The organism is Allobosea sp. (assembly GCF_036675845.1).
In the GTDB taxonomy this organism is placed as follows: domain Bacteria; phylum Pseudomonadota; class Alphaproteobacteria; order Rhizobiales; family Beijerinckiaceae; genus Allobosea.
The window spans coordinates 1-25,069 of record NZ_JAKFED010000005.1; the positions used below are offsets into that span (position 1 = coordinate 1).

At 69.2% G+C, this 25,069-nt stretch carries 27 protein-coding genes; 17 read left to right on the forward strand and 10 right to left on the reverse strand.

What is annotated here, in order from left to right:
- Positions 1-38: 38 nt before the first annotated feature.
- A complete protein-coding gene (locus V6M56_RS00135) occupies positions 39-509 on the reverse strand; it encodes a hypothetical protein (RefSeq protein WP_332680529.1) in 471 nt (156 codons plus the stop codon).
- A gap of 267 nt (positions 510-776) precedes the next feature.
- Here V6M56_RS00135 and V6M56_RS00140 point away from each other — a divergent pair, with 267 nt between their 5' ends.
- Positions 777-1,088, forward strand: a complete 312-nt coding sequence (locus V6M56_RS00140) for a hypothetical protein (RefSeq protein WP_332680530.1) — start codon at positions 777-779, stop codon at positions 1,086-1,088.
- 76 nt (positions 1,089-1,164) lie between these two features.
- On the opposite strand, the gene V6M56_RS00145 is transcribed toward V6M56_RS00140, so the two are convergent.
- Positions 1,165-2,586 (reverse strand): amidohydrolase, encoded by a 1,422-nt coding sequence (locus V6M56_RS00145; RefSeq protein WP_332680531.1) that lies wholly within the window; start codon positions 2,584-2,586, stop codon positions 1,165-1,167.
- A 216-nt stretch (positions 2,587-2,802) separates the two neighbouring features.
- Between V6M56_RS00145 and V6M56_RS00150 the strand changes: the two genes are divergently transcribed.
- Both V6M56_RS00150 and V6M56_RS00155 read left to right on the forward strand, forming a co-directional pair.
- The gene (locus V6M56_RS00150; protein ID WP_332680533.1) at positions 2,803-3,957 is read left to right on the forward strand and encodes a glycosyltransferase family 4 protein; all 1,155 of its coding nucleotides are present in this window, start codon (positions 2,803-2,805) and stop codon (positions 3,955-3,957) included.
- A 5-nt stretch (positions 3,958-3,962) separates the two neighbouring features.
- Positions 3,963-4,622: a class I SAM-dependent methyltransferase gene (locus V6M56_RS00155; protein ID WP_332680563.1), complete on the forward strand. Its 660-nt coding sequence runs from the start codon at positions 3,963-3,965 to the stop codon at positions 4,620-4,622.
- 108 nt (positions 4,623-4,730) lie between these two features.
- Here V6M56_RS00155 and V6M56_RS00160 read toward each other — a convergent pair whose 3' ends face one another.
- On the reverse strand, positions 4,731-5,798 hold the full coding sequence (locus tag V6M56_RS00160) for a patatin-like phospholipase family protein (protein WP_332680534.1): 1,068 nt from the start codon (positions 5,796-5,798) through the stop codon (positions 4,731-4,733).
- Complete coding sequence (locus tag V6M56_RS00165; RefSeq protein ID WP_332680536.1) at positions 5,795-6,580, reverse strand: 3-hydroxybutyrate dehydrogenase; 786 nt, start codon at positions 6,578-6,580, stop codon at positions 5,795-5,797. The genes V6M56_RS00160 and V6M56_RS00165 overlap by 4 nt, the downstream gene beginning before the upstream one ends.
- A gap of 119 nt (positions 6,581-6,699) precedes the next feature.
- Between V6M56_RS00165 and V6M56_RS00170 the strand changes: the two genes are divergently transcribed.
- From V6M56_RS00170 to V6M56_RS00180, 3 genes are all read left to right on the forward strand, one after another.
- A complete protein-coding gene (locus V6M56_RS00170; RefSeq protein ID WP_332680538.1) occupies positions 6,700-7,227 on the forward strand; it encodes a transcriptional repressor in 528 nt (175 codons plus the stop codon).
- Positions 7,228-7,296: 69 nt separating this feature from the next.
- Positions 7,297-8,586, forward strand: coding sequence for a flavodoxin-dependent (E)-4-hydroxy-3-methylbut-2-enyl-diphosphate synthase (ispG, locus tag V6M56_RS00175; protein ID WP_332680540.1), 1,290 nt, complete (start codon positions 7,297-7,299; stop codon positions 8,584-8,586).
- 106 nt (positions 8,587-8,692) lie between these two features.
- Positions 8,693-10,675 (forward strand): potassium transporter Kup, encoded by a 1,983-nt coding sequence (locus V6M56_RS00180; protein ID WP_332680541.1) that lies wholly within the window; start codon positions 8,693-8,695, stop codon positions 10,673-10,675.
- A gap of 123 nt (positions 10,676-10,798) precedes the next feature.
- Here V6M56_RS00180 and V6M56_RS00185 read toward each other — a convergent pair whose 3' ends face one another.
- The gene (locus tag V6M56_RS00185; RefSeq protein WP_332680543.1) at positions 10,799-11,749 is read right to left on the reverse strand and encodes a polyprenyl synthetase family protein; all 951 of its coding nucleotides are present in this window, start codon (positions 11,747-11,749) and stop codon (positions 10,799-10,801) included.
- A gap of 84 nt (positions 11,750-11,833) precedes the next feature.
- Between V6M56_RS00185 and mtgA the strand changes: the two genes are divergently transcribed.
- On the forward strand, positions 11,834-12,607 hold the full coding sequence (mtgA, locus tag V6M56_RS00190; RefSeq protein ID WP_332680544.1) for a monofunctional biosynthetic peptidoglycan transglycosylase: 774 nt from the start codon (positions 11,834-11,836) through the stop codon (positions 12,605-12,607).
- A 92-nt stretch (positions 12,608-12,699) separates the two neighbouring features.
- Positions 12,700-12,885: a 50S ribosomal protein L32 gene (gene rpmF / locus V6M56_RS00195; RefSeq protein WP_043233137.1), complete on the forward strand. Its 186-nt coding sequence runs from the start codon at positions 12,700-12,702 to the stop codon at positions 12,883-12,885.
- Between the two features lie 87 nt (positions 12,886-12,972).
- Here the strand turns inward: rpmF and V6M56_RS00200 are convergent, their stop codons facing one another.
- Positions 12,973-13,203 (reverse strand): hypothetical protein, encoded by a 231-nt coding sequence (locus tag V6M56_RS00200; protein WP_332680550.1) that lies wholly within the window; start codon positions 13,201-13,203, stop codon positions 12,973-12,975.
- 166 nt (positions 13,204-13,369) lie between these two features.
- On the opposite strand from V6M56_RS00200, the gene V6M56_RS00205 reads away from it, so the two are divergent.
- Entirely contained in the window at positions 13,370-15,061 is a 1,692-nt protein-coding gene (locus V6M56_RS00205) for a bifunctional diguanylate cyclase/phosphodiesterase (RefSeq protein ID WP_332680551.1), read from the forward strand.
- A 55-nt stretch (positions 15,062-15,116) separates the two neighbouring features.
- Here V6M56_RS00205 and phaR read toward each other — a convergent pair whose 3' ends face one another.
- On the reverse strand, positions 15,117-15,707 hold the full coding sequence (phaR, locus tag V6M56_RS00210; RefSeq protein WP_332680552.1) for a polyhydroxyalkanoate synthesis repressor PhaR: 591 nt from the start codon (positions 15,705-15,707) through the stop codon (positions 15,117-15,119).
- A 260-nt stretch (positions 15,708-15,967) separates the two neighbouring features.
- Here phaR and V6M56_RS00215 point away from each other — a divergent pair, with 260 nt between their 5' ends.
- From V6M56_RS00215 to yddG, 4 genes are all read left to right on the forward strand, one after another.
- Positions 15,968-17,146, forward strand: a complete 1,179-nt coding sequence (locus tag V6M56_RS00215) for an acetyl-CoA C-acetyltransferase (protein WP_332680553.1) — start codon at positions 15,968-15,970, stop codon at positions 17,144-17,146.
- An 11-nt stretch (positions 17,147-17,157) separates the two neighbouring features.
- Positions 17,158-17,373: a DUF1737 domain-containing protein gene (locus V6M56_RS00220; RefSeq protein ID WP_332680554.1), complete on the forward strand. Its 216-nt coding sequence runs from the start codon at positions 17,158-17,160 to the stop codon at positions 17,371-17,373.
- A 38-nt stretch (positions 17,374-17,411) separates the two neighbouring features.
- The gene (phbB, locus tag V6M56_RS00225) at positions 17,412-18,134 is read left to right on the forward strand and encodes an acetoacetyl-CoA reductase (protein WP_332680555.1); all 723 of its coding nucleotides are present in this window, start codon (positions 17,412-17,414) and stop codon (positions 18,132-18,134) included.
- Positions 18,135-18,252: 118 nt separating this feature from the next.
- Positions 18,253-19,137, forward strand: a complete 885-nt coding sequence (yddG, locus tag V6M56_RS00230; protein WP_332680556.1) for an aromatic amino acid exporter YddG — start codon at positions 18,253-18,255, stop codon at positions 19,135-19,137.
- Here the strand turns inward: yddG and V6M56_RS00235 are convergent.
- The 3 genes from V6M56_RS00235 to gloB are packed head-to-tail and all read right to left on the reverse strand — an operon-like array spanning position 19,107 to position 21,099.
- Positions 19,107-19,871: a GNAT family N-acetyltransferase gene (locus tag V6M56_RS00235; RefSeq protein ID WP_332680557.1), complete on the reverse strand. Its 765-nt coding sequence runs from the start codon at positions 19,869-19,871 to the stop codon at positions 19,107-19,109. The genes yddG and V6M56_RS00235 overlap by 31 nt on opposite strands.
- A 2-nt stretch (positions 19,872-19,873) precedes the next feature.
- Entirely contained in the window at positions 19,874-20,326 is a 453-nt protein-coding gene (locus V6M56_RS00240; protein WP_332680558.1) for a cupin domain-containing protein, read from the reverse strand.
- A gap of 8 nt (positions 20,327-20,334) precedes the next feature.
- The gene (gloB, locus tag V6M56_RS00245; protein WP_332680559.1) at positions 20,335-21,099 is read right to left on the reverse strand and encodes a hydroxyacylglutathione hydrolase; all 765 of its coding nucleotides are present in this window, start codon (positions 21,097-21,099) and stop codon (positions 20,335-20,337) included.
- A gap of 140 nt (positions 21,100-21,239) precedes the next feature.
- Here gloB and V6M56_RS00250 point away from each other — a divergent pair, with 140 nt between their 5' ends.
- From V6M56_RS00250 to V6M56_RS00265, 4 genes are all read left to right on the forward strand, one after another.
- Positions 21,240-22,010, forward strand: coding sequence for a class I SAM-dependent methyltransferase (locus tag V6M56_RS00250; protein ID WP_332680564.1), 771 nt, complete (start codon positions 21,240-21,242; stop codon positions 22,008-22,010).
- Positions 22,011-22,119: 109 nt separating this feature from the next.
- A complete protein-coding gene (locus tag V6M56_RS00255) occupies positions 22,120-23,073 on the forward strand; it encodes an acetyl-CoA carboxylase carboxyltransferase subunit alpha (protein ID WP_332680560.1) in 954 nt (317 codons plus the stop codon).
- A 170-nt stretch (positions 23,074-23,243) separates the two neighbouring features.
- Positions 23,244-24,662, forward strand: coding sequence for a murein L,D-transpeptidase family protein (locus tag V6M56_RS00260; RefSeq protein WP_332680561.1), 1,419 nt, complete (start codon positions 23,244-23,246; stop codon positions 24,660-24,662).
- A 202-nt stretch (positions 24,663-24,864) separates the two neighbouring features.
- The coding region (locus V6M56_RS00265; RefSeq protein WP_332680562.1) for a helix-turn-helix domain-containing protein at positions 24,865-25,069 on the forward strand (205 nt) is incomplete at its 3' end.

The window sequence follows — 25,069 nt, forward strand, 5'->3', positions numbered from 1 at the left end:
TCGCGCTCTGGCTGCCGAAATATCTCTATGGCTGAGCTTCAGCGCTCGATCTTCCGATCCTGGCCGCAGCGGAAGCCGGCGGCCTTCTCGTCGGCGAGGCGGCGTGCCTGGGCATTGGCGTCGCCGGCCCGCCCGTCGACGCTGCCGATGACGCAGGAGACGCCGTCGGGGCTCAGCCGGTAGACGACGAGGCGGCTGCCGTCGAGCTTGCCGATATTCTGGCCGGTGGCATAGCGCAGGATCGCCGCCTGCGGCCTGCCGCCCTTGGGGCCACGCCATTCGATGGTGCCGCCGGCCTCGAAGAAGCTCGCCTTGTCGGAGATCGTCTCGGCGATCGGCCTGGTGCTGAAATCGACCGAGGAGGAATCGTCGCCCGCCGTCCAGATCACCGGGATTCCGGCCTTGCCGGCGCAGCGATGCACGGAGACGCCCTCGGCGTCCGGCCCGGCCTTGCGGCATTTGCCGTAATCGTGCCGGGTGTAGTCGCTCGCCGGCTCCTCGGCGGCCACGGCGGCGCTTCCGGCGAGAGCCAGGCAAAGCCCGAATGCGACTGTCCTCACCGGCATAGCGAACCTTCCTTCTGCGGCGTGTTTCCGGATCAAGCGGTCTCTGGCAGCAGAAAACAAGCCGGGGCGAGGCGGATCGGCGGGCGCCGTCCCGGTCGGCGCGGACACCGCTTCGATTCTTTTTTCGGGGCTGCGCGATTCCGGCTCAGCGGCAGACAAGGCCGGATCATGGCGAATGGTTCGCCTCGGCTACGCAACCGGAGAACGAACATGACCCGCACCAAGAAGAGCTTCGCCGCCGCCCTTGCCGCGCTCGCGCTCGGCGCTTCCGTTTTCGCCGCCAATGATGCCGAAGCCCGCCCGCGCTATCGCGGCGCCGCGATCGGTGCCGGCATCTTCGGCGCTCTCGCCGTCGGCGCGCTCGCTGCCGCGGCCGCCGGCCCGGCCTATGGCTACGGTTACGGCTATGGTTACGAGCCGGTCTATGGCTACGGCCCCGTGCGCCGCTGCCATCTGGTCGATCGCGTCAACTATTACGGCGAGGTCGTCGGCGCCCGCCGCGTCTGCCGCACCTATTACTGAGCTTTCCCGAGGCCGTCCTCCCCGGCCAAACTTCAAGGCCCGCCATCCGGCGGGCCTTTTTTGTCTTGGAGCCGGCTCAGCCGCGCGACATGGTCAGCGGCGGCTTCACCTCGTCGGGGATCGGCGAGACATAGCCGCCATCGGCGGCGACGCGCGCCGCGAGGTCGGCCTTGGCTGCCGCCATCAGCGCCGGATCGGTCAGGACCGCGGCGCCGGTCGCCGCCATCGCCTTGGCGACCTGGACCATCGCCTTGTGCGCGGCGGGCGTCTTGCCCTGCGCCACCACCTGCCAGGTGTGGAAGGGCGTGCCGATGGCGACCGTCGGCGAATGGGCCTGCACGGTCGGCACGACCCAGCTGACATCGCCGACATCGGTCGAGCCGATCGCCGGATTGCGCGGGGCGTCGAGCGGCACGGTGAAATCGGCGAGCGCGGCGTCGGTCTTCGGCAGGCCGATCGAGCGCCAGATCGCGTCGATCTCCTGCTGCGTCAGGGTCGCGCGGATCCTGCTGGCGAAGTCCTTGTCGGCGTCGTCGAAATGCGGCGGGCCGAGATCTTCCATGATGCCCTGCAGGGTTTTCTCGAGCGGGCCGTTGCCGACGACGTTGGAGACGGCGCTGACGATCTTCATCTCCATGCTCGTCTCGGTCATCAGCGCCGCGCCTTCGGCGATCTTGCGAACGCGGCCGACCAGTTCGAGCATGCCGGGAAGATCGCGGGCGCGGATCGAGTAGCGCACCCGGGCATGGGCCTGGACGACGTTGGGGGCGATGCCGCCGGTGTCGAGCAGGGCGTAGTGGACGCGGGCATCGCTCGGCATGTGCTCGCGCATATAGTTGACGCCGACGCTCATCAGCTCGACGGCGTCGAGCGCGCTGCGGCCGAGCTCGGGGGAGGCGGCGGCATGCGAGGCGCGGCCAGTGAAGATGAAGTCGGCGCGGGTATTGGCGAGCGAGAGCGGCGGCGTCACCTCCCAGAAGCTGTTCGGGTGCCAGGAGATCGCGACGTCGGCGTCCTTGAAGGCGCCGGCGCGGACCATGAAGGCCTTGGCGGCGCCGCCTTCCTCGGCCGGGCAGCCATAATAGCGCACGCGGCCGGGCAGCTTGTTCTCGGCGAGCCAGTTCTTCATCGCGGTCGCGGCCAGCAGGGCGGCCGAGCCGAGCAGGTTGTGGCCGCAGCCATGGCCATGGCCGCCGGTCTCGATCTCGCGATGCTCGGCGAGGCCGGCTTCCTGGCTCAGGCCCGGCAGCGCGTCGTATTCGCCGAGGAAGGCGATGACGGGGCCGCCTTCGCCGGCCTCGCCGATCACGGCGGTCGGGATGTCGGCGACGTTCTGCGTGACCCGGAAGCCCTGGTGATTCAATTCGGCGACATGCTCGGCGACCGAGCGCTCTTCCGTGTAACAGACTTCCGGAATCGCCCAGACCCGGTCGCTGAGCTCGATGAAGCGCTCCTTGCTGGCGTCGACATGGCGCCAGAGGTCGTTGCGGTTGTCCATTGTCTGTCTCGTCCTGAGGTTGGCTTGACGCCTCTTGTCGCAAGGCCGGCGCCGCGCGTCCAGCAACCGGAGGGCATGGCGGCCTTGTTGGATGAACGCGGAAGCTGGAGCATCCTTCGAGGCGCAGCCTTCGGCTACTCCTCAGGATGAGGGAGGGGAACTGCGAAAAATGGTGTGGCGCTTGATTTTCGGGGCCGCATCGGCCTGATGCGCAGCATGGCCCGCCACAAGCTTCTCTTCGTCGCCACCGAGGACTGGTTCTTCGCCTCGCATTTCCTGCCGATGGCGCGGGCGGCGGGCGAGCTCGGCCTCGATGTCGCGGTCATCGCCCGCGAGCGCCAGCACCGGCGCGCGATCGAGGCCGCCGGTGCGCGCCTGATCGCGCTGGAGGCCGAGCGCCGCAGCCTGTCGCCGAAAGCGCTCTATCATCAGGTCACGGCGCTGAAGCGGCTGATCGCTGCCGAGAAGCCCGACATCCTGCACTGCATCGCGCTGAAGCCGATCGCGCTTGCCGGCTTGGCCGGGCGGCTCGCCGGCGTCGAGCGCCGGGTCTACGCGCTGACCGGGCTCGGCTTCCTCGGCGCGCGCGAGGGGTTTTCCGCCGAAGCCGCGCGGCTGGCAGCGCGGCTCTGGCTGCGCGAGGCGATCGACGGGCCGCTGGTGCGCTTCCTGTTCGAGAATCCGGACGATCCGGTCATGCTCGGACTGGATCCGGCCGATGTGACGAAAGTCGCGATCGTCGGCGGCGCCGGCGTCGATCCGCTGATCCTGATGCCGGAAGAGATGCCGCTGCAGCCGCCGCTGAAGGTCGCGCTGGTCGCGCGCATGCTCTGGTCGAAAGGCGTCGACCTCGCCGTCGAGGCGGTGACGCTGGCGCGAAAGCAAGGCGCGCGGGTCGAGCTGACGCTGCATGGCGCCCCTGACCCCTCCAACCCCAAGGCGGTGCCGGAGGCGACCTTGCGGGAATGGTCGGCACGGCCGGGCATCGACTGGGCCGGGCCGACACGCGATATCGAGGCGGTCTGGCGCGGCCACCATGTCTGCTGCCTGCCCTCGCGCGGTGGCGAGGGGCTGCCGCGCACGCTGCTCGAGGGCGCCGCCTGCGGCAGGGCGCTGCTGACCACCGACGTGCCCGGCTGCCGCAGCTTCGTTCGCGACGGGCAGGACGGCTTCGTCGTGCCGGCGAACGATGTCGCGGCCCTGACGAAGGCGCTGATGGCGCTCGCCGCCTCGCCCGGCATGGTCGAGCGCATGGGCACGAGCGCGCGCGAGCGGCTGCTCGCCGGCTATACCGAGCGCGATGTGATGGAGGGGGCCAAGGCGCTCTATCGCAGCCTGCTCGGCCAGCCCCAGGCGGACATCGTCGCGTGAGCGAAATCCTGGCCGCGAGCGACCGGCTCGGCTTCATCCGCGCCCATACGCGGCTGCTGCCGGTGCCGCATGCGCCGGAGCTCTCCTTGCATGTCGCACAGGAGGCGACCGAGCTCTGGCAGAAGACCGAGGACGAGCTGGCGACGATCGGCCTGCCGCCGCCATTCTGGGCCTTTGCCTGGGCCGGCGGGCAGGCGCTGGCGCGCTATGTCCTCGACCGTCCCGAGACGGTGCGCGACCGCAAGGTGCTCGATTTCGCCAGCGGTTCCGGGCTCGTCGCCATCGCGGCGGCTAGGGCCGGAGCCGCCAGCGTGGCGGCGGCCGATATCGACGCGTTCGCCGCGGCGGCGATCGGGCTCAATGCGGCGGCCAACGGCGTTTCGGTCGCGGTCCGGCACGAGGACCTGATCGGCCGCGACGAGGGCTGGGAGACCGTGCTCGCCGGCGACATCTGCTATGAGCGCGCGCTTGCCGGAGAGGTGATCGCCTGGCTGACGGCGCTTTCGGCGCGCGGCGCGCAGGTGCTGATCGGCGATCCCGGCCGCAGCTACCTGCCGAAGGACCGGCTCGTCGAGGTCGCAACCTATCAGGTGCCAGTGACGCGGGCGCTGGAGGATGCCGAGATCAAGAAGAGCTCGGTCTGGCGGCTGGCCGGCGAAGCTTGAGTCTTCCCGTCATTGCGAGCGCAAGCGAAGCAATCCAGGAGGGCTAGCTCTGCCGCCCCTGGATTGCTTTGTCGCTGCGCTCCTCGCAATGACGGCGCTGCGCGCGCCTCACTCGATCGCGTCCTTGAGATCGACCGTGCCCTGCTGGCCGATCGCGGCGTAGTTGCGCTTGAGCCAGCGCTTGGCGGCACTGCGGCCCATGTCGCGCAGGCGCAGGAGGAAGTCCCATTCGGCGTTGAGGCGCGAGGAGCTGGTGAGCTGGGCCAGCGGCAGGCCGCCGTCGATGCGGTGCATCAGCACCCGCTTGTAGTCGTCGGTCGAGAGCTTGCCGCCGTCGATCAGCCGGTTGACGAAGCCGATGGCGCGCAATTCGCGCAAGAGCGAGGCGTTGAAGGTTATCTCGTTCAGCCGGTCCTGGATGGCGCGGGCATTGGTCGGCAGCTCGCGGCGCTCGAGCGGGTTGATCTGGACCAGCAGGATGTCGTCGGCATGGGCCTCGTAGAACAACGGATACAGCGCCGGATTGCCCATATAGCCGCCGTCCCAATAGGCCTCGCCGCCGATCTCGACGGCCTGGAACAGCATCGGCAGGCAGGCCGAGGCCATCAGGTGGTCGGCGGTGAGCTCCTGGCGGGTGAAGACCTTGATCTTGCCGGTACGGACATTGGTCGCGGCGATGAACAGGTTGACGTCGGCGCAGCCGCGCACCTTGTCGAAGTCGATCAGGTCCGCGATGACGCCGCGCAGCGGGTTGATGTTGAGCGGGTTGACGTCGTAGGGGCTCGCCATCTTCGAGAACAGCTCGAGCCAGATCAGGCCGGGCGGGCGCCCATTGCTCCAGGCGCCGAGCATGGTGTCGATCAGCGAGCGCTCGGAGCCGCCATATTTACCGCCGACGCTGATCCGGCGCCAAAAATTCTCCAGCGCGGTACGAGCGCCATCGGCGCCGCCGTCGAGCCAGCCTTCGGCCAGCACGACCGCGTTCATCGCGCCGGCGCTCGCCCCCGTCATCGCCTCGATGGCGAGCCTTCCGTCGGCGAGGATGGCGTCGAGCACGCCCCAGGTGAAGGCGCCATGGGCACCGCCACCCTGAAGCGCGAGGCTGACGGACTTCTCCGCCTTGGGGCCGGCCAGGCCCTTGACGGGCGGGACGCGGCGCTGCTTGCGGCCGGTCATGCCGCGGTCCAGCCGCCATCCATCGGTAGCGTCGTGCCGGTGATCGACTTGGCCGCATCGGTGCAGAGGAAGATGGCGAGCGCGGCGACCTGCTCGACGGTGACGAATTCCTTGGTCGGCTGCGCCAGCAGCAGCACGTCGTTGACGACCTGCTCCTTGGTAAGGCCCCGGGCCTTCATCGTGTCGGGAATCTGCTTCTCGACCAGCGGCGTCCAGACATAGCCGGGCGCGATGGCGTTGACGGTGATGCCCATGGTCGCGACCTCGAGCGCCACCGTCTTGGTGAAGCCGGCGATGCCGTGCTTGGCGGCGACATAGGCGCTCTTGAACGGCGAGGCGACGAAGGCGTGGGCGGAAGCGGTGTTGATGATCCGGCCCCAGCCCTTGGCCTTCATCTTCGGCAGCGCGGCGCGGGTGGCGTGGAAGGCCGAGGACAGGTTGATCGCGATGATCTGGTCCCATTTCTCGATCGGGAACTCGTCGACCGGCGCGACATGCTGGATGCCGGCATTGTTGACCAGGATGTCGACCGCGCCGAAGGCCTTCTCGGCCTCTGCCACCATGGCGGCGATCTCGTCCGGCTTCATCATGTTGGCGGGGGAGTAGAGCGCCTTGACCTTGAATTCCTGCTCGATGCCGGCGCGTTCCTTCTCGATTGCAGCCGCCTCGCCGAAGCCGTTGATGACGACATTTGCGCCTTCCGCCGCGAGCGCGCGGGCATAGGCGAGGCCGATGCCCGAGGTGGAGCCGGTGACGAGCGCAGTGCGGTCTTTGAGGAACATGGTGGGCGGCTCCTGACATTGGGCGGGGAATTGCTTAGTTTACAGCCGGCGAGGGGCGCCGCGCCAGTCGGGCGGCGCCCCTCGCCGGAACCGTGCCCGATGTGATATTGCAACGCAACATGACGAAAATGCAGCCAGACGCGCACGACCACGGCCATGAGCATGGCGCCTGCCAGCACGCCCATGATCACGCGCACCATGCCGAGACCGGGCTGGCGCGCGCGGAAAGCGTGTGCCGCGAGCGCGGCCTCAGGCTGACGCCGATCCGGCGCAAGACGCTGGAGGCGCTCTATGCCGATCATCGCCCGGTCGGTGCCTATGATCTTGCCGACCGGATCTCGCCGCCGGGCGGCAGGCGGCTGGCGCCGATCTCGATCTATCGGGCGCTGGACTTCCTGGTCGAGCAGGGCTTCGTCCACCGCCTGAGCTCGCGCAACGCCTTCATCGCCTGCCCGCATGGCCATGGTGCCGATGAGGCCGTCGCCTTCCTGATCTGCGAGATCTGCGGCGGTGTCGACGAGGACGCTTCGCCGACGATGCGCGCCGCGATCCGCGGCATGGCGCAGGCCAGGCAATTCAAGACTTCCTATCAGGTGGTCGAGATCGTCGGCCGCTGCGAACATTGCCGCAATGCCGAGGCAGCTTGACGATCTCGCCGCAAGGGCGCAGTTCAGCCGACGCGAACCGTTCCCGGCCCTGAAATCCGGACCTCCTTCATGACCGAGCCGCTCCTGATCTGCCTGCCCGAGGGCCCGCACGCCGCACCGGCACCCCGGGCGCGCACGGTCCCGGTGATGGTCGGGCACGTCAAGGTCGGCGGCGGCGCGCCGATCGTCGTGCAGTCGATGACCAATACCGACACCGCCGACATCGCCGCGACCGTCGGCCAGGTCGCGGCGCTGGCGCGGGCCGGCTCGGAACTGGTGCGGATCACCGTCGATCGCGACGAGGCGGCGGCGGCCGTGCCGCATATCCGCGAGCGGCTCGACATTCTCGGCATCGACGTGCCGCTGGTCGGCGACTTCCACTATATCGGCCACAAGCTGCTCGCCGATCATCCGGCCTGCGCCGAGGCGCTGGCGAAATACCGGATCAATCCGGGCAATGTCGGCTTCAAGGACAAGAAGGACCGGCAGTTCGGCCAGATCGTCGAGCTCGCCATCCGGCATGGCAAGAGCGTGCGCATCGGCGCCAACTGGGGCTCGCTCGACCAAGAATTGCTGACCGGGCTGATGGACATCAACGCCAGGTCGCCGCGGCCGCTCGATGCGCGCGCGGTGATGCGCGAGGCGATGGTGCGCTCGGCCCTGTTCTCGGCGCAGCGCGCCGAGGAGATCGGGCTCGGGCGCGACCGGATCATCCTCTCCGCCAAGGTCTCGGGCGTGCAGGACCTGATCGCGGTCTACCGGCTGCTGGCCTCGCGCGGCGACTACGCCATCCATCTCGGCCTGACCGAGGCGGGCATGGGCTCGAAGGGGCTGGTCGCCTCCTCGGCCGCGCTCGGCGTGCTGCTGCAGGACGGGATCGGCGACACGATCCGCTTCTCGCTGACGCCGGAACCGGGCGGCGACCGCACGCTCGAGGTCAAGGCCTCGCAGGAGCTGCTGCAGACCATGGGTTTCCGGGCCTTCGTGCCGCTGGTCGCGGCCTGCCCCGGCTGCGGCCGCACGACCTCGACCGTCTTCCAGGAACTGGCGCGCGACATCCAGGACTGGATCGCCGCCTCGATGCCGGAATGGAAGACGCGCTATCCCGGCGTCGAGAGCCTGAACGTCGCGGTGATGGGCTGCATCGTCAACGGCCCGGGTGAATCGAAGCATGCCGATATCGGCATCTCGCTGCCGGGCACCGGCGAGGCGCCGACCGCGCCGGTCTTCGTCGACGGCAAGAAGGTCACGACCCTGCGCGGCGCCAATATCGCGGGCGAGTTCAAGGCGATGGTCGACGAATATATTGGCCGCCGCTATGGCCAGCCCTACGATATCCGCGCCGATGCGGCTGAATAGCCCGCAGCGAGCGGACACCAAGGCGCGCTTGCGCCTATGCCTGCGATACCTGCCGTGCTAGAGGCCGCGGCCTTCGCTGCGTTGCAGCATCCGCGGAGCGCCCTCGATGGGTCATGACCAGCAGAAACCGGCAGCCGGCAAGCCGACCGGGGATCGCGTCGAGCTCGACGAGCCGGCTGGCGGCCATTCCTCGCAAAGCTATGCCGCCCTCGCGCTCGGCGCGCTCGGCGTGGTCTATGGCGATATCGGCACGAGCCCGCTCTATGCGCTGCGCGAGACGATCCTGGCCGCGACCGGTGCCGCGTCCGGCGGCCATGGCGGCAGCGTCGAGGTCACGCTCGCCGCGCCGCTGCCGCGCGAGGTCGTGCTCGGCGTGCTCTCGCTGATCCTGTGGTCGCTCGTTTTCGTGGTGACGCTGAAATATGTCGTGCTGCTGCTGCGGGCCGACAATAACGGCGAGGGCGGCACGCTGACCCTGGTCGCCCTGGCGCAGCGCGCGCTCGGGCGCACGCGCGGCGGCGTGGTGCTCTTCCTCGGCATGGCCGGCGCGGCGCTGTTCTATGGCGATGCGGTGATCACGCCGGCGATCTCGGTGCTTTCGGCGATCGAAGGCATCAAGCTGGTGACGCCGGCGCTGAACGACTATGTCGTGACCATCGCCTCGGCGATCCTGATCGCGCTCTTCCTGGTGCAGAGCCGCGGCACCGCCAAGGTCGCGAACTTCTTCGGCCCGGTGATGACGGTCTGGTTCCTGACCCTGGCCGGGCTCGGAATCTACCATATCGCCGACGATATCGGGGTCCTGGCCTCGATCAACCCCTATCACGGGGTGCTCTTCTTCTTCGATCATCCCGGCCTGTCGCTGGCCGTGCTCGGTACGGTCTGCCTGGCGGTCACCGGTGCGGAAGCGCTCTATGCCGATATGGGGCATTTCGGACGCGGGCCGATCCGCAGCGCCTGGCTCTATCTGGTCTTCCCGTCGCTCTGGCTGAACTATCTCGGGCAGGGCGCGCTGATCCTGTCCGATTCCTCGGCGATCGAGAACCCGTTCTTCCGCCTCGCCCCTCCCGGGTTGATCCTGCCGCTGGTTGTGATGGCCACCGTCGCGACCATCATCGCCAGCCAGGCCGTGATCACCGGCGCGTATTCGCTGACCCGGCAGGCGATCCAGCTCGGCCTGCTGCCGCGCCTCGAGATCCGGCACACCTCCGAGCACACCTCCGGCCAGATCTACATCCCGCGCATCAACACCCTGCTGCTGCTGACCGTGCTGCTGCTGGTCTGGACCTTCAAGACCTCCTCCAACCTCTCGCATGCCTATGGCATCTCGGTGTTCGGGGCGATGGTGGTCGATTCGCTGCTCGCCTTCATCGTGATCTGGCGCGGCTGGCGGTGGGGCCTGCTGGCGACCTGCCTGGTGATCGTGCCCTTCCTCATCATCGACGTCGCCTTCTTCTCCGCCAACCTGCTGAAGCTGTTCAGCGGCGGCTATGTCCCGGTGCTGTTCGCCATGGCGCTGACCATGCTGATGTGGACCTGGGTGCGCGGCACCAAGATCCTGTTCGACAAGACCCGCAAGACCGACGTGCCGCTGCTCGAGCTGGTCGGCATGCTGACCAAGAGCCCGCCTTACCGGGTCAAGGGCATGGCCGTGTTCCTGACCAGCGATCCCGAGACGGCGCCGGCCTCGCTGCTGCACAACCTGAAGCACAACAAGGTGCTGCATGAGCGCAATGTCGTCCTGACCGTGCGCTCGGCCGACACGCCGCGCGTGCCCGAGAGCGAGCGGGTCAGGCTCTCGCGGATGACCGATGATTTCTGGCGGGTCGAGATGGTCTATGGCTACATGGAGAGCCCGAACGTCCCCAAGGGGCTCGCCGTCCTGCGCAAGCAGGGCTTCAAGTTCGACATCATGTCGACCTCGTTCTTCCTGTCGCGGCGTTCGATCAAGGCTTCGCCGCAATCGGGGATGCCGGTCTGGCAGGACAATCTCTTCATCGGCCTGACCAAGAGCGCGACCGACGCCACCAACTTCTTCCAGATTCCGACCGGGCGCGTCGTCGAGGTCGGCACGCAGGTGACGGTCTGAGCGGCAGGCTCCTTCCGTCATTGCAAGCGCAAGCGAAGCAATCCAGAAGGGCTCGCTCTACGCCCCCTGGATTGCCTCGTCGCTTTCGCTCCTCGCAATGACGAGCAGCGGACCCGTTCGCCTTCAGCTCTTCCGGTTCGCGGCGAAGCGGGCCGCCGCGCGCAGCATCGCCGCCTCCGCTCCAAAGCCCGTCAGCGCCGCGATCGCCTCCTCGCTGAAGCGGTCGCGCGCGCGCTTCGCCGGCTCGAGCCCGAGGGCCGCGACCAGTGTCGCCTTGCCGCGGGCATCGTCCTTGGCGGTCGCCTTGCCCATCTGCTCGGGGCTCGCCTCGACATCGAGGATGTCGTCGGCGACCTGAAAGGCCGCCCCGAGCGCCTTGCCATAGCGCGCCAGCGCCGCGGTGCTGGCGGGGTCGGCCTGGCCGAGACGGGCGCCGAGGGTGACGCTCGCCGCCAGCAGCGCGCCGGTCTTCATCGCCTGCAGGCGCAGGATCGCGGCCTCGCCGAGGCTGCCTGCGGCGCCCTCGCTCGGAAAGCGCCCTTCCGCCGTCAGGTCGAGCATCTGGCCGCCGACCATGCCGCCGGGGCCGAGCGCCCGCGCCAGCATCAGCACCAGCGCGGCGCGCGTCTCACCGTCGCGATGCGTGGCGGGGTCGGAGAGGACATCGAAGGCCAGCGTCAGCAGGCTGTCGCCGGCGAGGATCGCGGTCGCCTCGTCGAAGGCCCTGTGCACGGTCGGCCGGCCGCGGCGGGTGTCGTCGTCGTCCATCGCCGGCAGGTCGTCATGGACCAGCGAATAGCAATGCGCCAGCTCGACCGCGGCGCCGGCGCGCAGTGCCTGCCGGCGCTCCGCGCCGAAGAGCCGCGCGGTCTCGGCCACCAGGAAAGGCCGCAGGCGCTTGCCGCCGCCGAGCGCGCCATGGCGCATCGCCGCCAGCAGACGCCCCGGCCGGTGGATCTCGCCTGCCTCGGGCTCGTCGCGCAACAGGCCGGCCAGGAGAGCCTCGATCGCGTCCGCGGTCTCGGCCAGGCCAGCGGCGAGGGCTTCCTCGGAGGCGGGCTGCGCGGAACTCATGAATCCCTCTTGCGTTCGCTCGCCGGGCGGGTGCCCAACGTTTTGGGGCTTGCAGGACGCGGGCGTCATCGTCAAGCGTGGGGCATGACAGGAATGACAGGCAATTCGGCTCCGACGCACGGGGGCCTCGCGACGCGAATCGCCCGCATCCTGATGATGACGGCGCTGGCGCTGGCGGCGACCTTCGCGGTGGCGCTCGTGCTCTACCGTTTCGTCCCGGCACCATCGACCCTGATGCTCGGGCGCTGGCTGACCCTGCGCGGCGTGGAACGCGACTGGGTGCCGCTGGAACAGATCTCGCCGCATCTGGTCCGCGCCGTGGTGGCGGCGGAGGACCAGCGTTTCTGCAGCCATTTCGGCGTCGACTGGGGCGAGCTCAGCGCCGTGCTGCAGGACGAGGACGGGCCGAGCCGCGGCGCCTCGACGCTGACGATGCAGACCGCGAAGAACCTCTTCCTCTGGCCGGGCCGCTCCTATCTGCGCAAGGGGCTGGAGCTGCCGGTGGCGCTGGCGATCGACCTGGCCTGGCCGAAACGCCGGATCATCGAGGTCTATCTCAACATCGCCGAATGGGGAGATGGCGTATTCGGCGCCGAGGCCGCGGCGCAGCGCTATTTCGGCAAGCCGGCGGCGCGGCTGACGCCGGCCGAGGCGGCGCGGCTCGCCGGCGCCCTGCCCAATCCGATCCTGCGCAACCCGGCGCGGCCGAGCCGCGCCTTGCAGGCCGCTGCCGGGCGGGTGCAGCGGCGCATGCGCCAGCTCGGACCGCTCGGCGACTGCGCGCTTCCGCGCCGGGCCGCGGCGGCGCTCCCAGTTTTTCAGTCCGATGCTCTAGCCAGAGCCCGCGCGAGCGTGTAAAGGCCAGCCCTCATCACGGATGTGACGTCGTCGCTATGGTGGTGCGGGTGACAAGCCCTGCGCCTCCGGCGAAGGCATGATGGAGAGTAGCCATGGCCGTTCCGAAGAGAAAGACTTCGCCGTCGAAGCGCGGCATGCGCCGCTCGGCCGACGCGCTGAAGCAGCCCACCTATATCGAAGACAAGAACTCCGGCGAACTGCGCCGTCCGCATCATGTCGACCTGAAGTCGGGCATGTATCGCGGCCGCCAGGTCCTGAAGGCCAAGACCGAGGCCTGAGGGCGCGCGGGGCCTCAAGCCCCGCCTGTTCGAACCGCTCCGAGAACGCCGGCCGTCAGGCCGGCTTTTTCGTGTCTGCGGGTGGGCTCAGGCCAGGCGCGGTGCGATCCTTGCCGTGCCGTGCGGATTCCTGCCGGTCCTGCGATAGAGGCCCGCCGCGGCGGCGGGCGTCTCGCGGTCGCGCCCGGCGAAGGGGCCGATGCCGGCATGGCTGGCGGCGAGCTGCACCAGGAAGGCGGCCGGGACGAGCGGGGCCGGCAGGCCGCGCCGTTCGACCCTGCGGCGCTCCGGGGAGCCGCTCCAATCATCTCTCGCCATTGTTCCGCTCCGAAACGCCAGGGCCGTTCGGAGGAGTACGCTGCAATCGCGGCGCCGGATTTTAACCGGGCGTTAACGCAACTGCATGCATCGTTTCGGGACAGAGTCCGCCATCGCGAATCTGGGTGCGGCGGCCCCTCCCACCCGTCGCCGAGGCCGCCGTCCGATGCCCGCGCCTTCCATCTTCGGCCCCCGCGACGAGAGAATTGTCGACCCGCGCAGCCTGCTCTCCTCGATCGGCGAGGTGGTCTACACCTGGGACATCGCCAGCGATGCGCTGAATTGGGGGCCGAACGTTGCCGAGGTGCTCGGCTCCGTCGCGCCGGCGGTGCTGGTGCGCGGGCTTGCCTTCGCCGGCCTGGTCGAGCCGGGAAGCGGGCGCAGCCGCTACGATGCGATCCACTCCTCCGGCGGGCACGATCTCGGCGACGGGGCGGTCTATCGCACGCGCTATGCCGCCGACCTTGCCGGCCGCAGGATGTGGATCGAGGATGCCGGGCGCTGGTTCGCCGGGGCGGATGGGCGCCCGGCGCGCGCCCATGGCGTCCTGCGGCTCGAGCGGGCGGTGCGGCCCGAGGAGCTCGGCGCCGACCATCATGATCTCTGCGACCGCGCTTCGCTGGTCGAACATGTCGAGGCGACGCTGGCCGAGCACCTGCCGGCGGAGCGTGGCCTCGTCGTCCTGATCGGCGCCATCGACGAGCTCGCCCGCCTCAATGACGATTTCGGGCATGAGGCGACCGACGAGATCATCCAGGACGTGCAGGAGCGCCTGCGCTCGGTGATGCGCCGGCGCGATCATCTGATGCGCTATTCCGGAAACCGCTTCGCCATCCTGCTGACCGGCTGTCCGGCGGCGCAGGTCGAGGCCGCGGCGCAGCGCTTCATCAAGGCGGTGGCGCGCTCGGCGATCGAGACCTCGCGCGGCATCGCGCTGGCGCGGCTGCGGGTCGGCGCGGCGATCGCGCCGGATCTGTCGCGCGATGGCGGCGTGCTGGTGACGGCGGCCGAGAACGCGCTTGCCGGCGCCAGGGCCGGCGCCATCGACGTGGCGGTGATCGCCCGGCGCAGCGTCGCGCGCGAGACCGGTGCCGGCGCGCCGGCCCAGGATATCGAGGCCGTGGCGGCCCTGAACGAGCGCCGCGTGCGGCTGGCATTGCAGCCGGTCGTCAGCGCCGGCAGCCGCGCGCCCGTCTTCAGCGAGGCCCTGCTCAGGGTCGAGCGCGCGCAGGATAACGGTTTCCTTGCCACGGCGGAGCTGGTGCCGCTGCTGGAACGGCGCGGCCTGATCAGGCTTTTCGACCATCGCGTGCTCGAGCTCGCCATGACGCTGCTGGCCGAGGAGCCGCAGATGACCCTTTCGGTCAATGTCTCGCCGCGCTCGCTCGCCGATCCGGAATGGCTCGACGCCTTCCTGGCCTGCACGTGCGGGCAGCGTGCCGAGACGGCGAGGCTGATCGTCGAGGTCACCGAGACGGCGACGATCGAGGATCCGGCGCGGATGGTGAAGCTGCTGACGCGGATCAAGGATCAGGGCGCGCGCATCGCCATCGACGATTTCGGCGCCGGCCACACCTCGCTGCGGCACTTGCGCGCCTTCCCGATCGACATCCTGAAGCTCGACGGCGCCTTCACCCAGAATCTGCGGCGCTCGACCGACGACCGCTTCTTCGTGCGGACCCTGCTCGAGCTCGCGCGCCATCTCGATGTCGAGACGGTCGCGGAATGGGTCGACGACGAGCTGCAGGCCTCGATGCTGCGCGACTGGGGCGTCACCTATCTGCAGGGGCACCTGGTCGGGAAGGCGGAGCTGTGGGCGCCCGACAGGGCCGCGGCGCCGGTGCGCGAGGCCGTCTGAGCCTCCGGGCGGCGTTCAGCCGGCCCGGTTCAGTCGCGGTTCACTTGCCCTTGGTTCACTTGCCCTTGGCGAGCTTGTCGAGCCGCTCGCGCATCTCGTTGAGCTCGCGCTTGAGGTCGCCGAGCTCGGGGTTCTCGGCGGCTGCCGGCGGGTTTTCGGCCTGCGCCTTGGCGGCGGCCGCGGCGAAGGGGTTGAACAGTCGGAAGGCCTCGCTGAACATCGTCATGTTGGCGCGGGTCTGGGCCTGGATCGCATCGAGCGCCCCGGTGCCGAAGGTGCCGCCGCCGAAAGCCTTGCCCATCTGCTCGCGGAACTGGTTCTGTTCCTTGGTCAGGTTCTCCATCGAGAACTCGAGATAGCGCGGCACCAGGGCCTGCATGCTGTCGCCATAGAAGCGGATGAGCTGGCGCAGGAAGGCGATCGGCAGCAGGTTCTGCCCGTCCTTGCTCTCCTCGTCGAAGATGATCTGCGCCAGGACCGAGCGGGTGATGTCCTCGCCGCTCTTGGCGTCGTAGACGACGAAGTCCTCGCCATTGCGCACCAGTCCCGCCAGATCCTCCAGCGTGACGTAGGAACTCGTGCCCGTGTGATATAGCCGGCGGTTGGCGTATTTCTTGATGACGGTCGCTTCTTTGTCGCTGGCCATAGATATCCACGCGCCTTGGTCCGACCGAGCGCCCCGGGGGTCGGGGCGGAGCCGGAAAACGGTTCCCGCTCATGACGATAGCCTGTCGGCGCCCTGCTGCAAGTTTTTTGAGCGCAGTTGCAGCAATGCCGGCCGCTGCCTCGATGATAGGCTTCGGAGCATGGCTGTCTTGACGGCGTCGCCGTGCCCTTCGAAGGTGCTGGGGACAGTTTGCCGGCCCGCCGGGCGCGGGAGGCATGAGAGAACCGGAGGACAAGCCCATGGCTGATACTGACATCGTGATCGTGGGCGCGGCGCGCACCGCGGTCGGCGCCTTCAACGGCGCTTTCGCCAATACGCCGGCTCACGATCTCGGCGCGGCGGCGATCAAGGAGGCGCTGAAGCGCGCCAAGGTCGATGCCGGCGAGGTCGACGAGGTCATCATGGGCCAGATCCTGACCGCCGGTCAGGGCCAGAACCCGGCCCGCCAGGCGGCGATGATCGCCGGCCTGCCGCAGGAGGCCACGGCCTGGGGGCTCAACCAGCTCTGCGGCTCGGGCCTGCGCGCCGTCGCCATCGGCCTGCAGCAGATCGCCAATGGCGATGCCGATGTCGTCGTGGCCGGCGGCCAGGAATCGATGTCGATGTCACAGCATGCGGCGCATCTGCGCAACGGCACCAAGATGGGCGACACCAAGTTCATCGACACGATGATCAAGGACGGGCTCTGGGACGCCTTCCACGGCTACCATATGGGCACCACCGCGGAGAACGTCGCGACCAAGTGGCAGATCAGCCGCGAGGAGCAGGACCGCTTCGCCGTCGGCTCGCAGAACAAGGCGGAAGCCGCGCAGAAGGCCGGCCGGTTCAAGGACGAGATCGTCCCGTTCACGGTCTCGACCCGCAAGGGCGACATCGTCGTCGATGCCGACGAGTATCCGCGCCATGGCGCGACGATCGAGGCGATGGCGAAGCTCAGGCCCGCCTTCTCGAAGGACGGCACGGTCACCGCCGGCAACGCTTCGGGCATCAATGACGGCGCCGCGGCGCTGGTGGTGATGAGCGCCAAGGAAGCGGCCAAGCGCGGCCTGACCCCGCTCGCCCGCATCGCCTCCTGGGCGACGGCCGGCGTCGACCCGGCGATCATGGGCTCGGGCCCGATCCCGGCGACGCGCAAGGCGCTGGAGAAGGCCGGCTGGAAGGTTGGCGACCTCGACCTCATCGAGGCCAACGAGGCGTTCGCGGCCCAGGCTCTGGCGGTCAACAAGGACCTCGGCTGGAATCCCGAGATCGTCAACGTCAATGGCGGCGCGATCGCGATCGGCCACCCGATCGGCGCCTCGGGCGCGCGCGTCCTGGTGACGCTGCTGCACGAGATGGCCAAGCGCGACGCCAAGAAGGGCCTCGCCACGCTGTGCATCGGCGGCGGCATGGGCGTAGCGCTGGCGGTGGAGCGCTGAGCCGCATCGCCATGCCCAAGCAGACGACGCTCTACCGCTATCTGACCGGACCCGATGACGCTTCCTTCTGCCATCGGGTCTCGGAGGCGTTGTCGAAGGGTTGGGTGCTCTTCGGGCACCCGACGCTGGCCTATGACGCCAAGCAGGAGCGTGTGATCTGCGGCCAGGCGATCATCAAGGATGTGGACCGGGCCTATGAGCCCGGTCTCGATCTCTCAAAAGAATAACGCGGCCGAGGGGCCGGCCCAGAGGGAGGAAGAAGACGATGGCGAGGGTTGCATTGGTGACGGGGGGCACGCGCGGCATCGGCGCGGCGATCTGCAAGGCGCTTCAGGAGGCGGGCTGCAGCGTCGTCGCGAGCTATGCCGGCAATGACGAGGCGGCCGCCAAGTTCAAGGCCGAGACCGGCATTCCGGTCTACAAATGGGACGTGGGCGATTACGATGCCTGCGCCGCCGGCATCGCCAAGGTCGAAGCCGAGGTCGGGCCGGTCGACATCCTGGTCAACAATGCCGGCATCACCAGGGACGGCTTCTTCCACAAGATGACCAAGGACCAGTGGTCGGCCGTCATCCGCACCAATCTCGACTCGCTGTTCAACATGACGCGGCCGGTGATCGAGGGCATGCGCGGGCGCGGCTTCGGCCGGATCATCGTGATCTCCTCGATCAACGGCCAGAAGGGCCAGATGGGCCAGGTCAACTATTCGGCGGCCAAGGCCGGCGATATCGGCTTCGTCAAGGCGCTGGCGCAGGAGAACGCCAACAAGGGCATCACCGTGAACGCGATCACGCCGGGCTATATCGGTACCGACATGGTCGCGGCGATGCCCGAGGAGGCGCTGAAGCGCGTCGTCGCCGGCATTCCGGTCGGCCGCCTCGGCAAGCCGGAGGAGATCGCCCAGACGGTGGTGTTCCTCGCCTCCGACAACGGCGCCTTCGCCACCGGTGCGACCTTCGCCGTCAATGGCGGCCAGTACATGGCTTGACGTCCTGCGGCGCGCCGCCCTGGTGGCGGCGCGCCGGAATATTCGGTGATGGAGCAGGCATAGGCAGGGCGGGGTCTCTCTGCTAACCGGGGGCGGCCCTTCCCGAGTTCCGCCGCCGATGACCGCTCGCACCGCCACCGCCACCGGCTTCGTCGCCATCCTGCTCTGGTCGACGCTGGCGCTGTTTACCGCCATGTCGGGCCGGGTGCCGGCCTTCCAGTTGGTCGGGCTGACCTTCGTGATCGGCGGCGTCTTCGTGCTCGCCATCGCGGCGGCTCGCGGCCGGCTGCATCTGGCGCGGCCGACGCCGGCCTCCTTCCTGCTTGGGCTCTACGGGCCGTTCGGCGACACCGCGCTCTACTACGCCGCGGTCAAGACGGCGCCGCCGGCCGAGGCCAACCTGATCCATTATCTCTGGCCGCTGCTGATCGTGCTGTTCGCCGCGCTGCTGCCGGGCGGCGGGCTGAAGCTGCGCCATCTCGCAGGCGCCCTGATCGGGCTCGCGGCGACGGCGGTGCTGATCTCGGGCAGCCTCGGCTCGGCTGGCAGCGGCATCCAGTTCGGCCATGGGCTGGCGGCGCTCGGCGCCTTCGTCTGGGCGAGCTATTCCGTCGTCTCGCGGCGCTTCGCCGGGGTGCCGTCGGAGAGCCTCGGCGTCACCATGCTCGGCTGCGCCATCGCCGCCTTCGCCTGCCATCTTGCTTTCGAACAAACCCTGTGGGCGCCGACGCCGGCGGAATGGGGCGGGGTGCTCGGGCTCGGCCTCGGTTCGATCGGGCTGGCCTTCATCTGCTGGGACATCGGCATGAAGCAGGGCGACGTCGCGTTGCTGGGGGTCGCTTCCTATGCCGCCCCGGTGCTCTCGACCATCATCCTGGTCATCGCCGGCTATGCCGCGGCGAGCTGGCTGCTCGCTTTGTCCTGCGTGCTGATCGTGGTCGGGGCGCTGGTCGCGAGCTTCGGCCCGGGGGCTCAGGCTAGGTCCAGCCGCCGCGTCTCATAGGCGTAGAGCTGGCGGAAGCCGAGCCTGCGATACATCTCGAAGGCGAGCCCGTTGCTCTGGTCGACCTGCAGATAGGCGAGGGCGCAACCCTGCGCCGCGGCCCAGCCCATCAGGCCCTGCATCAGCCTCTTGCCGAGGCCGCGCCCGCGCAGGCTCTCATCGACGATGACCGCGCCGATCTCGGCCATGCCGCGCTCGGCGACGCTCATCGCATAGGCGGCCGGCCGGCCCTCATGCAGTAGCGTCGCGAAGGCGGCGGGCAGGCGCACGCCCGAGACGATCGCCGAAAGATGCTCGCGATTGCGCTTGGCGCCGGTCTGGTGGCCGCAGACGCCGTCGATCCAGGCGGCATCGGCCTGTGGGCCGACGATCATCTCCGGAAGCTGCGGATGGCGGTCCCGGTCGAGCTCGGCAACCATGCCGAAGGAGGCGGTCTCAATCCGGTAGCCGCGCGCGGCGAGGCGCCGGCGGGCGCTCTCGGCGACCAGCGGCGTGAAGCGGATGCGGGGCGGCAGGCCGGCTTCGGCATAGAGCCTCTCGACGAGCTCCAGCGTCGCCTCGTCCATCTCGCCGCCCTGATGGAGCGAGGAGGCCGAGTTGGCGCGGCCGGAATAGCCATTGGCGAAGCGCACCACCCAGCCGTCGATCACCAGCGTCGTCGGCGCCGGCCAGGCGTTGACGATGCGGTTCTCGCAGGCGCCGACCAGCGCCAGGTCGATGACGGGCTTGTCCATGCTCAACCGCCGGTCGGGCGCCAGCCCGGCCGGGCCATCTCGAAGCCGGAGAAGGCGAAGCCCGGCGCGACCGTGCAGCCGACCAGCGTCCAGCCGCCGAGCGTGGCCGCGCTCTGCCAGCAGCCGGCCGGCACGACGATCTGCGGGCGCTGGCCGGCGGAAAGATCGCTGCCGAGATGCTGGATCGCAGTCTCGCCGCCCTCCGGCGACAGGCTGATCGCCAGCGGTGCGCCGGCGTAATGATGCCAGATCTCGGCGGCGTCGACGCGGTGCCAGTGCGAAGTCTCGCCGGCATCGAGCAGATAATAGATCGCGGTCGAGAAGCTACGGCCTTCCGGCCCTTCCGGCCCTTGCGGGTCGCGGAAGGTCTCGCGGTAATGCCCGCCCTCGGGGTGCGGCTTCAGCTCGAGCAGCCGGATGATCCCGGCGGCATCGAGGCCATCAAATCCGGTCATCGCGGCCTCTAGAACTTGTTCTTGGCTTCGCGCAGTGCCGCGAAGACCTCGCCGGCCGGCTTGCCGACGAGGCCCAGCGTCGCGGCGAGCGCGCCTTCGCCGGCGCGGAAGAACGGGTTCGTCGCCTTCTCCTGCGCGATCGTCGTCACCGCCCAGAAGCGGCCGGCCGCCTTGGCGGCTTCGGCCTCGGCGAGGCGGGCGGCGACTTCGGGATTGCTCGGGTCCATCGCCGCGGCGAAGCGGGCATTCGACAAGGTGTAGTCGTGGCCGGTGATCAGCGTGGTGGCGGCCGGCAGCGCCATGATGCGCGACAGCGAGGTCCACATCGCCTCCATCCGGCCCGGCATGACGCGGCCGCAGCCCATGACGAAGACGACGTCGCCGACGAGCGCCAGAGCCGCTGCGGCGCTGACCAGGCTGACATGGCCCTCGGCATGGCCGGGCGTCGCCCAGACCTCGAAATCATGGCCGCCGAGCGCGACATGGTCGCCCTCGCCGATGACGACGTCGACGGGCGCGCCGGCCCGCGCCGCGGCCGGGGCGAAGACCCTGGCGCCCGTCGCCTGCTTCAGTGCCGCGATGCCCTGGACATGGTCGCCATGCTCATGGGTGACCAGCACCTGCGAGATCGTCCAGCCCTTGGCCCTGGCGGCCGCCAGCACCTCGCCGGCATCGGGCACGTCGACCGTGGCGCAGATTCCGGTCGCGGGATCGCGCAGCAAAGCGCCGGCATTGTCGCTGAGCGTGCGGAAGACGTGGATGTCGAGGGGCATGGCAGGCTCCGAGGGGCGCGGGCAGCGAGTCACTGCCGCGGAGGTCGAGCCGCTTCATAGCGGCTTTGCCGGGCCAAGCCCAACATCTCCCTGCGGCAGATGCCCTTGCGTTGGCGGCTCGCCTGCGCCATTTCGTCGGCATGGCTCTCGATGTCGTCGACCTGCGTGCCTTCTATGCCAGTCCACTTGGCCATGTGGCGCGACAGGCGGTCGGCCGGGCGATGCTGCGGCTCTGGCCGCACTGCCAGCGCCAGCGCCTGCTCGGCCTGGGCTTCGCCACGCCTTACCTGCCGCTGATCGGCCGCGAGGCCGAGCGCGCGATCGCCTTCATGCCGGCGGCGCAGGGCGTGCTGAATTGGCCCTCGCAAGGGCTGTCGGCCTCGGCGCTGGTCGAGCCGACGCTGCTGCCGCTGCCGACCGCCTCGGTCGATCGCGTGCTGATCGTGCATGCGCTCGAGGAGACCGAGAGCCCCGAGGACCTGCTGGAGGAGGTCTCGCGGGTGCTGAATCCCGGAGGCCGGCTGATCGTGATCGCGCCGAACCGGCGCGGCCTCTGGGCCCGCATGGACACCACTCCCTTCGGCCACGGCCGGCCGTTCAGCCGCACGCAGCTCGAGAACCTGATGCGGCGGGCGATGTTCTCGCCGGAGAACTGGACCGAGGCGCTCTATGTGCCGCCGCTGCGCCGGCGGCTGTTCATGCACTCGGCCGGCGCCTGGGAAAAGCTCGGGGCGGGGCTGTCCCTGCCCTTCGCCGGCGTCCATATCGTCGATGCCACCAAGCAGTTCTACCGGCGGGCGCCATTGCGGGCGACGCGGCGCAGCTTCGCCTTCCGGCCGGTGCTGCTGCCGCAGCCGACACCGTCGCGCCGCCTGACCGGAGAACATGACGCGCCGCCGTCGCCGGGTTGACAATCGCGGCGCGGCGCGGCCAAGGTCCGCCGCTTTTTCCAAGGTTCCCCGACCGCCGCCGCCGCGTGGACGCGTCTCCTTCAGGATGCGGGACCAGAACTGGATGTCGATGCGAAGCTATCTGGATTTCGAGAAGCCGGTCGCCGAACTGGAGGCCAAGGCCGATGAGCTACGGGCGCTGGACGCCAAGGGTGACGGGTATTCGCTTTCCGAGGAGATCGGAAAGCTCGAGGCGAAGGCGAGCCAGTCGCTCAAGGAGCTCTATGGCGCCCTGACGCCCTGGCAGAAAACGCTGGTGGCGCGCCACCCGCAGCGCCCGCATTTCTCCGATTACTGCGCCGGGCTGATCGACGAGTTCACGCCGCTCGCCGGCGATCGGGCTTTCGGCGAGGACGAGGCGATCGTCGGCGGCTTCGGCCGCTTCCGCGGCGAGCCGGTCTGCGTCCTCGGCCAGGAGAAGGGCAACTCGACCGAGACCCGCATCCGGCATAATTTCGGCATGCCGAAGCCCGAGGGCTATCGCAAGGCGGGGCGCCTGATGGAGCTCGCCGACCGCTTCGGCCTGCCGGTTCTGACCTTCATCGACACGGCCGGCGCCTATCCCGGCATCGAGGCCGAGGAGCGCGGTCAGGCCGAGGCCATCGCCCGCTCGACCGAGAGCTGTCTCGCCTTGCGGACGCCCAGCGTCGCGCTGGTGATCGGCGAGGGCGGATCGGGCGGCGCCATCGCGATCGCGGCGGCGAGCCGGGTGCTGATGATGGAGCACGCGATCTATTCGGTGATCTCGCCGGAGGGCGCGGCCTCGATCCTGTGGCGCGACACGGCCAGGGCGCAGGACGCCGCGACCGGCATGAGGATCACGGCCCAGGACCTGTTGAGATTCGGCGTCATCGACAAAATCGTCGCCGAGCCGACCGGCGGGGCCCATCGCGAGCCGCAGGCCGCGATCGAGCGGGCCGGGGCGGCGATCGCCGCCGCGCTTTCCGAGCTCTCCGGACTGAGCCCCGATGAGCTGGTCGAGCGGCGGGCAGACAAGTATCTGGCGATCGGCCGCTCGCTCTGAAGCGGCCGGGCCGGCGGATTTACGGGGCTTTCACCATATGGCCATGTGCGCGCGGCCTGTGGTAAGGAACGCTCAGGGCTAACGGTTCTGCAACCGGGCCTGCGGCATAATTTGGCCGTGATGCCTGGTGCATGGTCGGGTCAGAGCGGCCGAGCGATGGGAATGACGACGTGGCATTGAAACATCTCGCGCTGACGGCCCTGATCGCCCTTACCCTGGCTGCCTGCGAAGAGAACCGCTACAGCGGCTCGGCGCGCCACAACATCCCGATCCCGTCCGCGACCTATGCGCTGATGTCCGAGAAGGGCGTGAGCAAGAGCCAGCCGCTGCTGATTCGCTCCTACAAGAAGGAGTCGGAGCTCGAGGTCTGGAAGAAGCGCTCGGACGGGCAGTATGTGCTGCTCAAGACCTTCCCGATGTGCCGCTGGTCCGGCCAGCTCGGTCCCAAGGTCCGCGAAGGCGACCGGATGGCGCCGGAGGGCTTCTACGCCATCACCCCGGCGCAGATGAATCCGAACTCGTCCTTCTACGTCTCTTTCAACATGGGCTATCCCAACGCCTATGATCGCTCGCATGGCCGCACCGGCGCGCATCTGATGGTGCACGGCGCCTGCTCCTCCGCCGGCTGCTACTCGATGACCGACGACCAGATCGGCGAGATCTACGCGCTGGTGCGCGAGGCCCATAATGGCGGGCAGAAGGCCGTCCAGATGCAGGCCTTTCCGTTCCGGATGACGCCGGAGAACCTCGCCAAGCACCGGCTCGATCCGAACATGGCGTTCTGGAAGAACCTCAAGGAAGGTTCGGATTATTTCGAGGTGACCAAGGACGAGCCGCCGGTTTCGGTGGCCGGCGGTCGCTATGCCTTCAGCCGCGGCGAGAGCGGCCAGGTCGATGCTTCCGCCGCGCAGGCGATCGCGCAGAAGCGCCAGCAGGACGAGGTCCAGGTCGCGGCGCTGGTCGCCAAGGGCGCGCCGGCGATCAAGCTGCTCTATGACGACGGCGACCAGCACAAATCCTTCAAGCGCGTGCTGGCGCAGTCCGGCGCCGACGCGATGAACAAGTCGGTTGCCTGGGGCTCGCGCGATGTCGGCATCAGCCGCGTCGATTCGCTGGTCGGGCCGCGCGTCGTCGTCCTCGACGACAAGGGCCGCGCCAAGGCGACCGTCCGGGCCGAATCGGCCGATAACGACGCCGTGCTCGCCGCGGTGCGGGGCGCCGCCGAACAGCCTGCGCGGGAAGCCAAGGTTGCGGTCGCGGTCGCCGCCGCTCCCGCGAAGCCTGCCGCCGAAAAGCCGGCGGAAGCCGCGACGCAGATCGCCAAGGTTTCCCCCGGCGCTGCCACGGCGGCGCCGATCCAGACTGCCAGCGCCGAGCAGCCCTCCTTCTACCAGCGTGCGCTCAGCTTCGTGCCGCTGCTCGGCGGCTCGTCGGAGAAGGCGCCTGAAGCCGCGCCGATCGCTTCGGTCGTTCCCGAGGCGCCGCGGCGCATGGTGGCGCCGCTGCCGCCGCGGCGCTCGTCGGCCTTGCGGACCTCGCGCCTGGAGCAGCCGGACGCCGCCTATGCGAGCCAGCCGACCGCGCGCTGAAGCCCGCGCCGGCATCCGGCCGGTGTTGCTGCAAAAATATCACGCCCGTCGCCATTGCTGGCGGCGGGCGTTTTGCTGGGCAAGGAAGCGGCGACGAATGGCCTGACTGCCTAGAGCGCGCTGACTTTTGGCGGAATCGGGGATTCGCAAATTGGCCGGATCATGATTCAAGATGTCTGCCGGGAGAAGGCGGCCGGCCGACATGACGCGACCTTATTCTGAAGACCTCCGCATGCGGGCGCTTGCGCGGTTTGAGGCGGGCGAGACGATCCGCTCGATCGGGGCGGCGTTGAAGATCAGTCCGTCCTGCGTCTCGAAATGGCGCAAGCTCAAGGCGCAGACGGGCTCGCTCGATCACGGCAAGATTGGCGGCCACAAGACGCCGCGGCTTTCGGGCGAGACGGCGG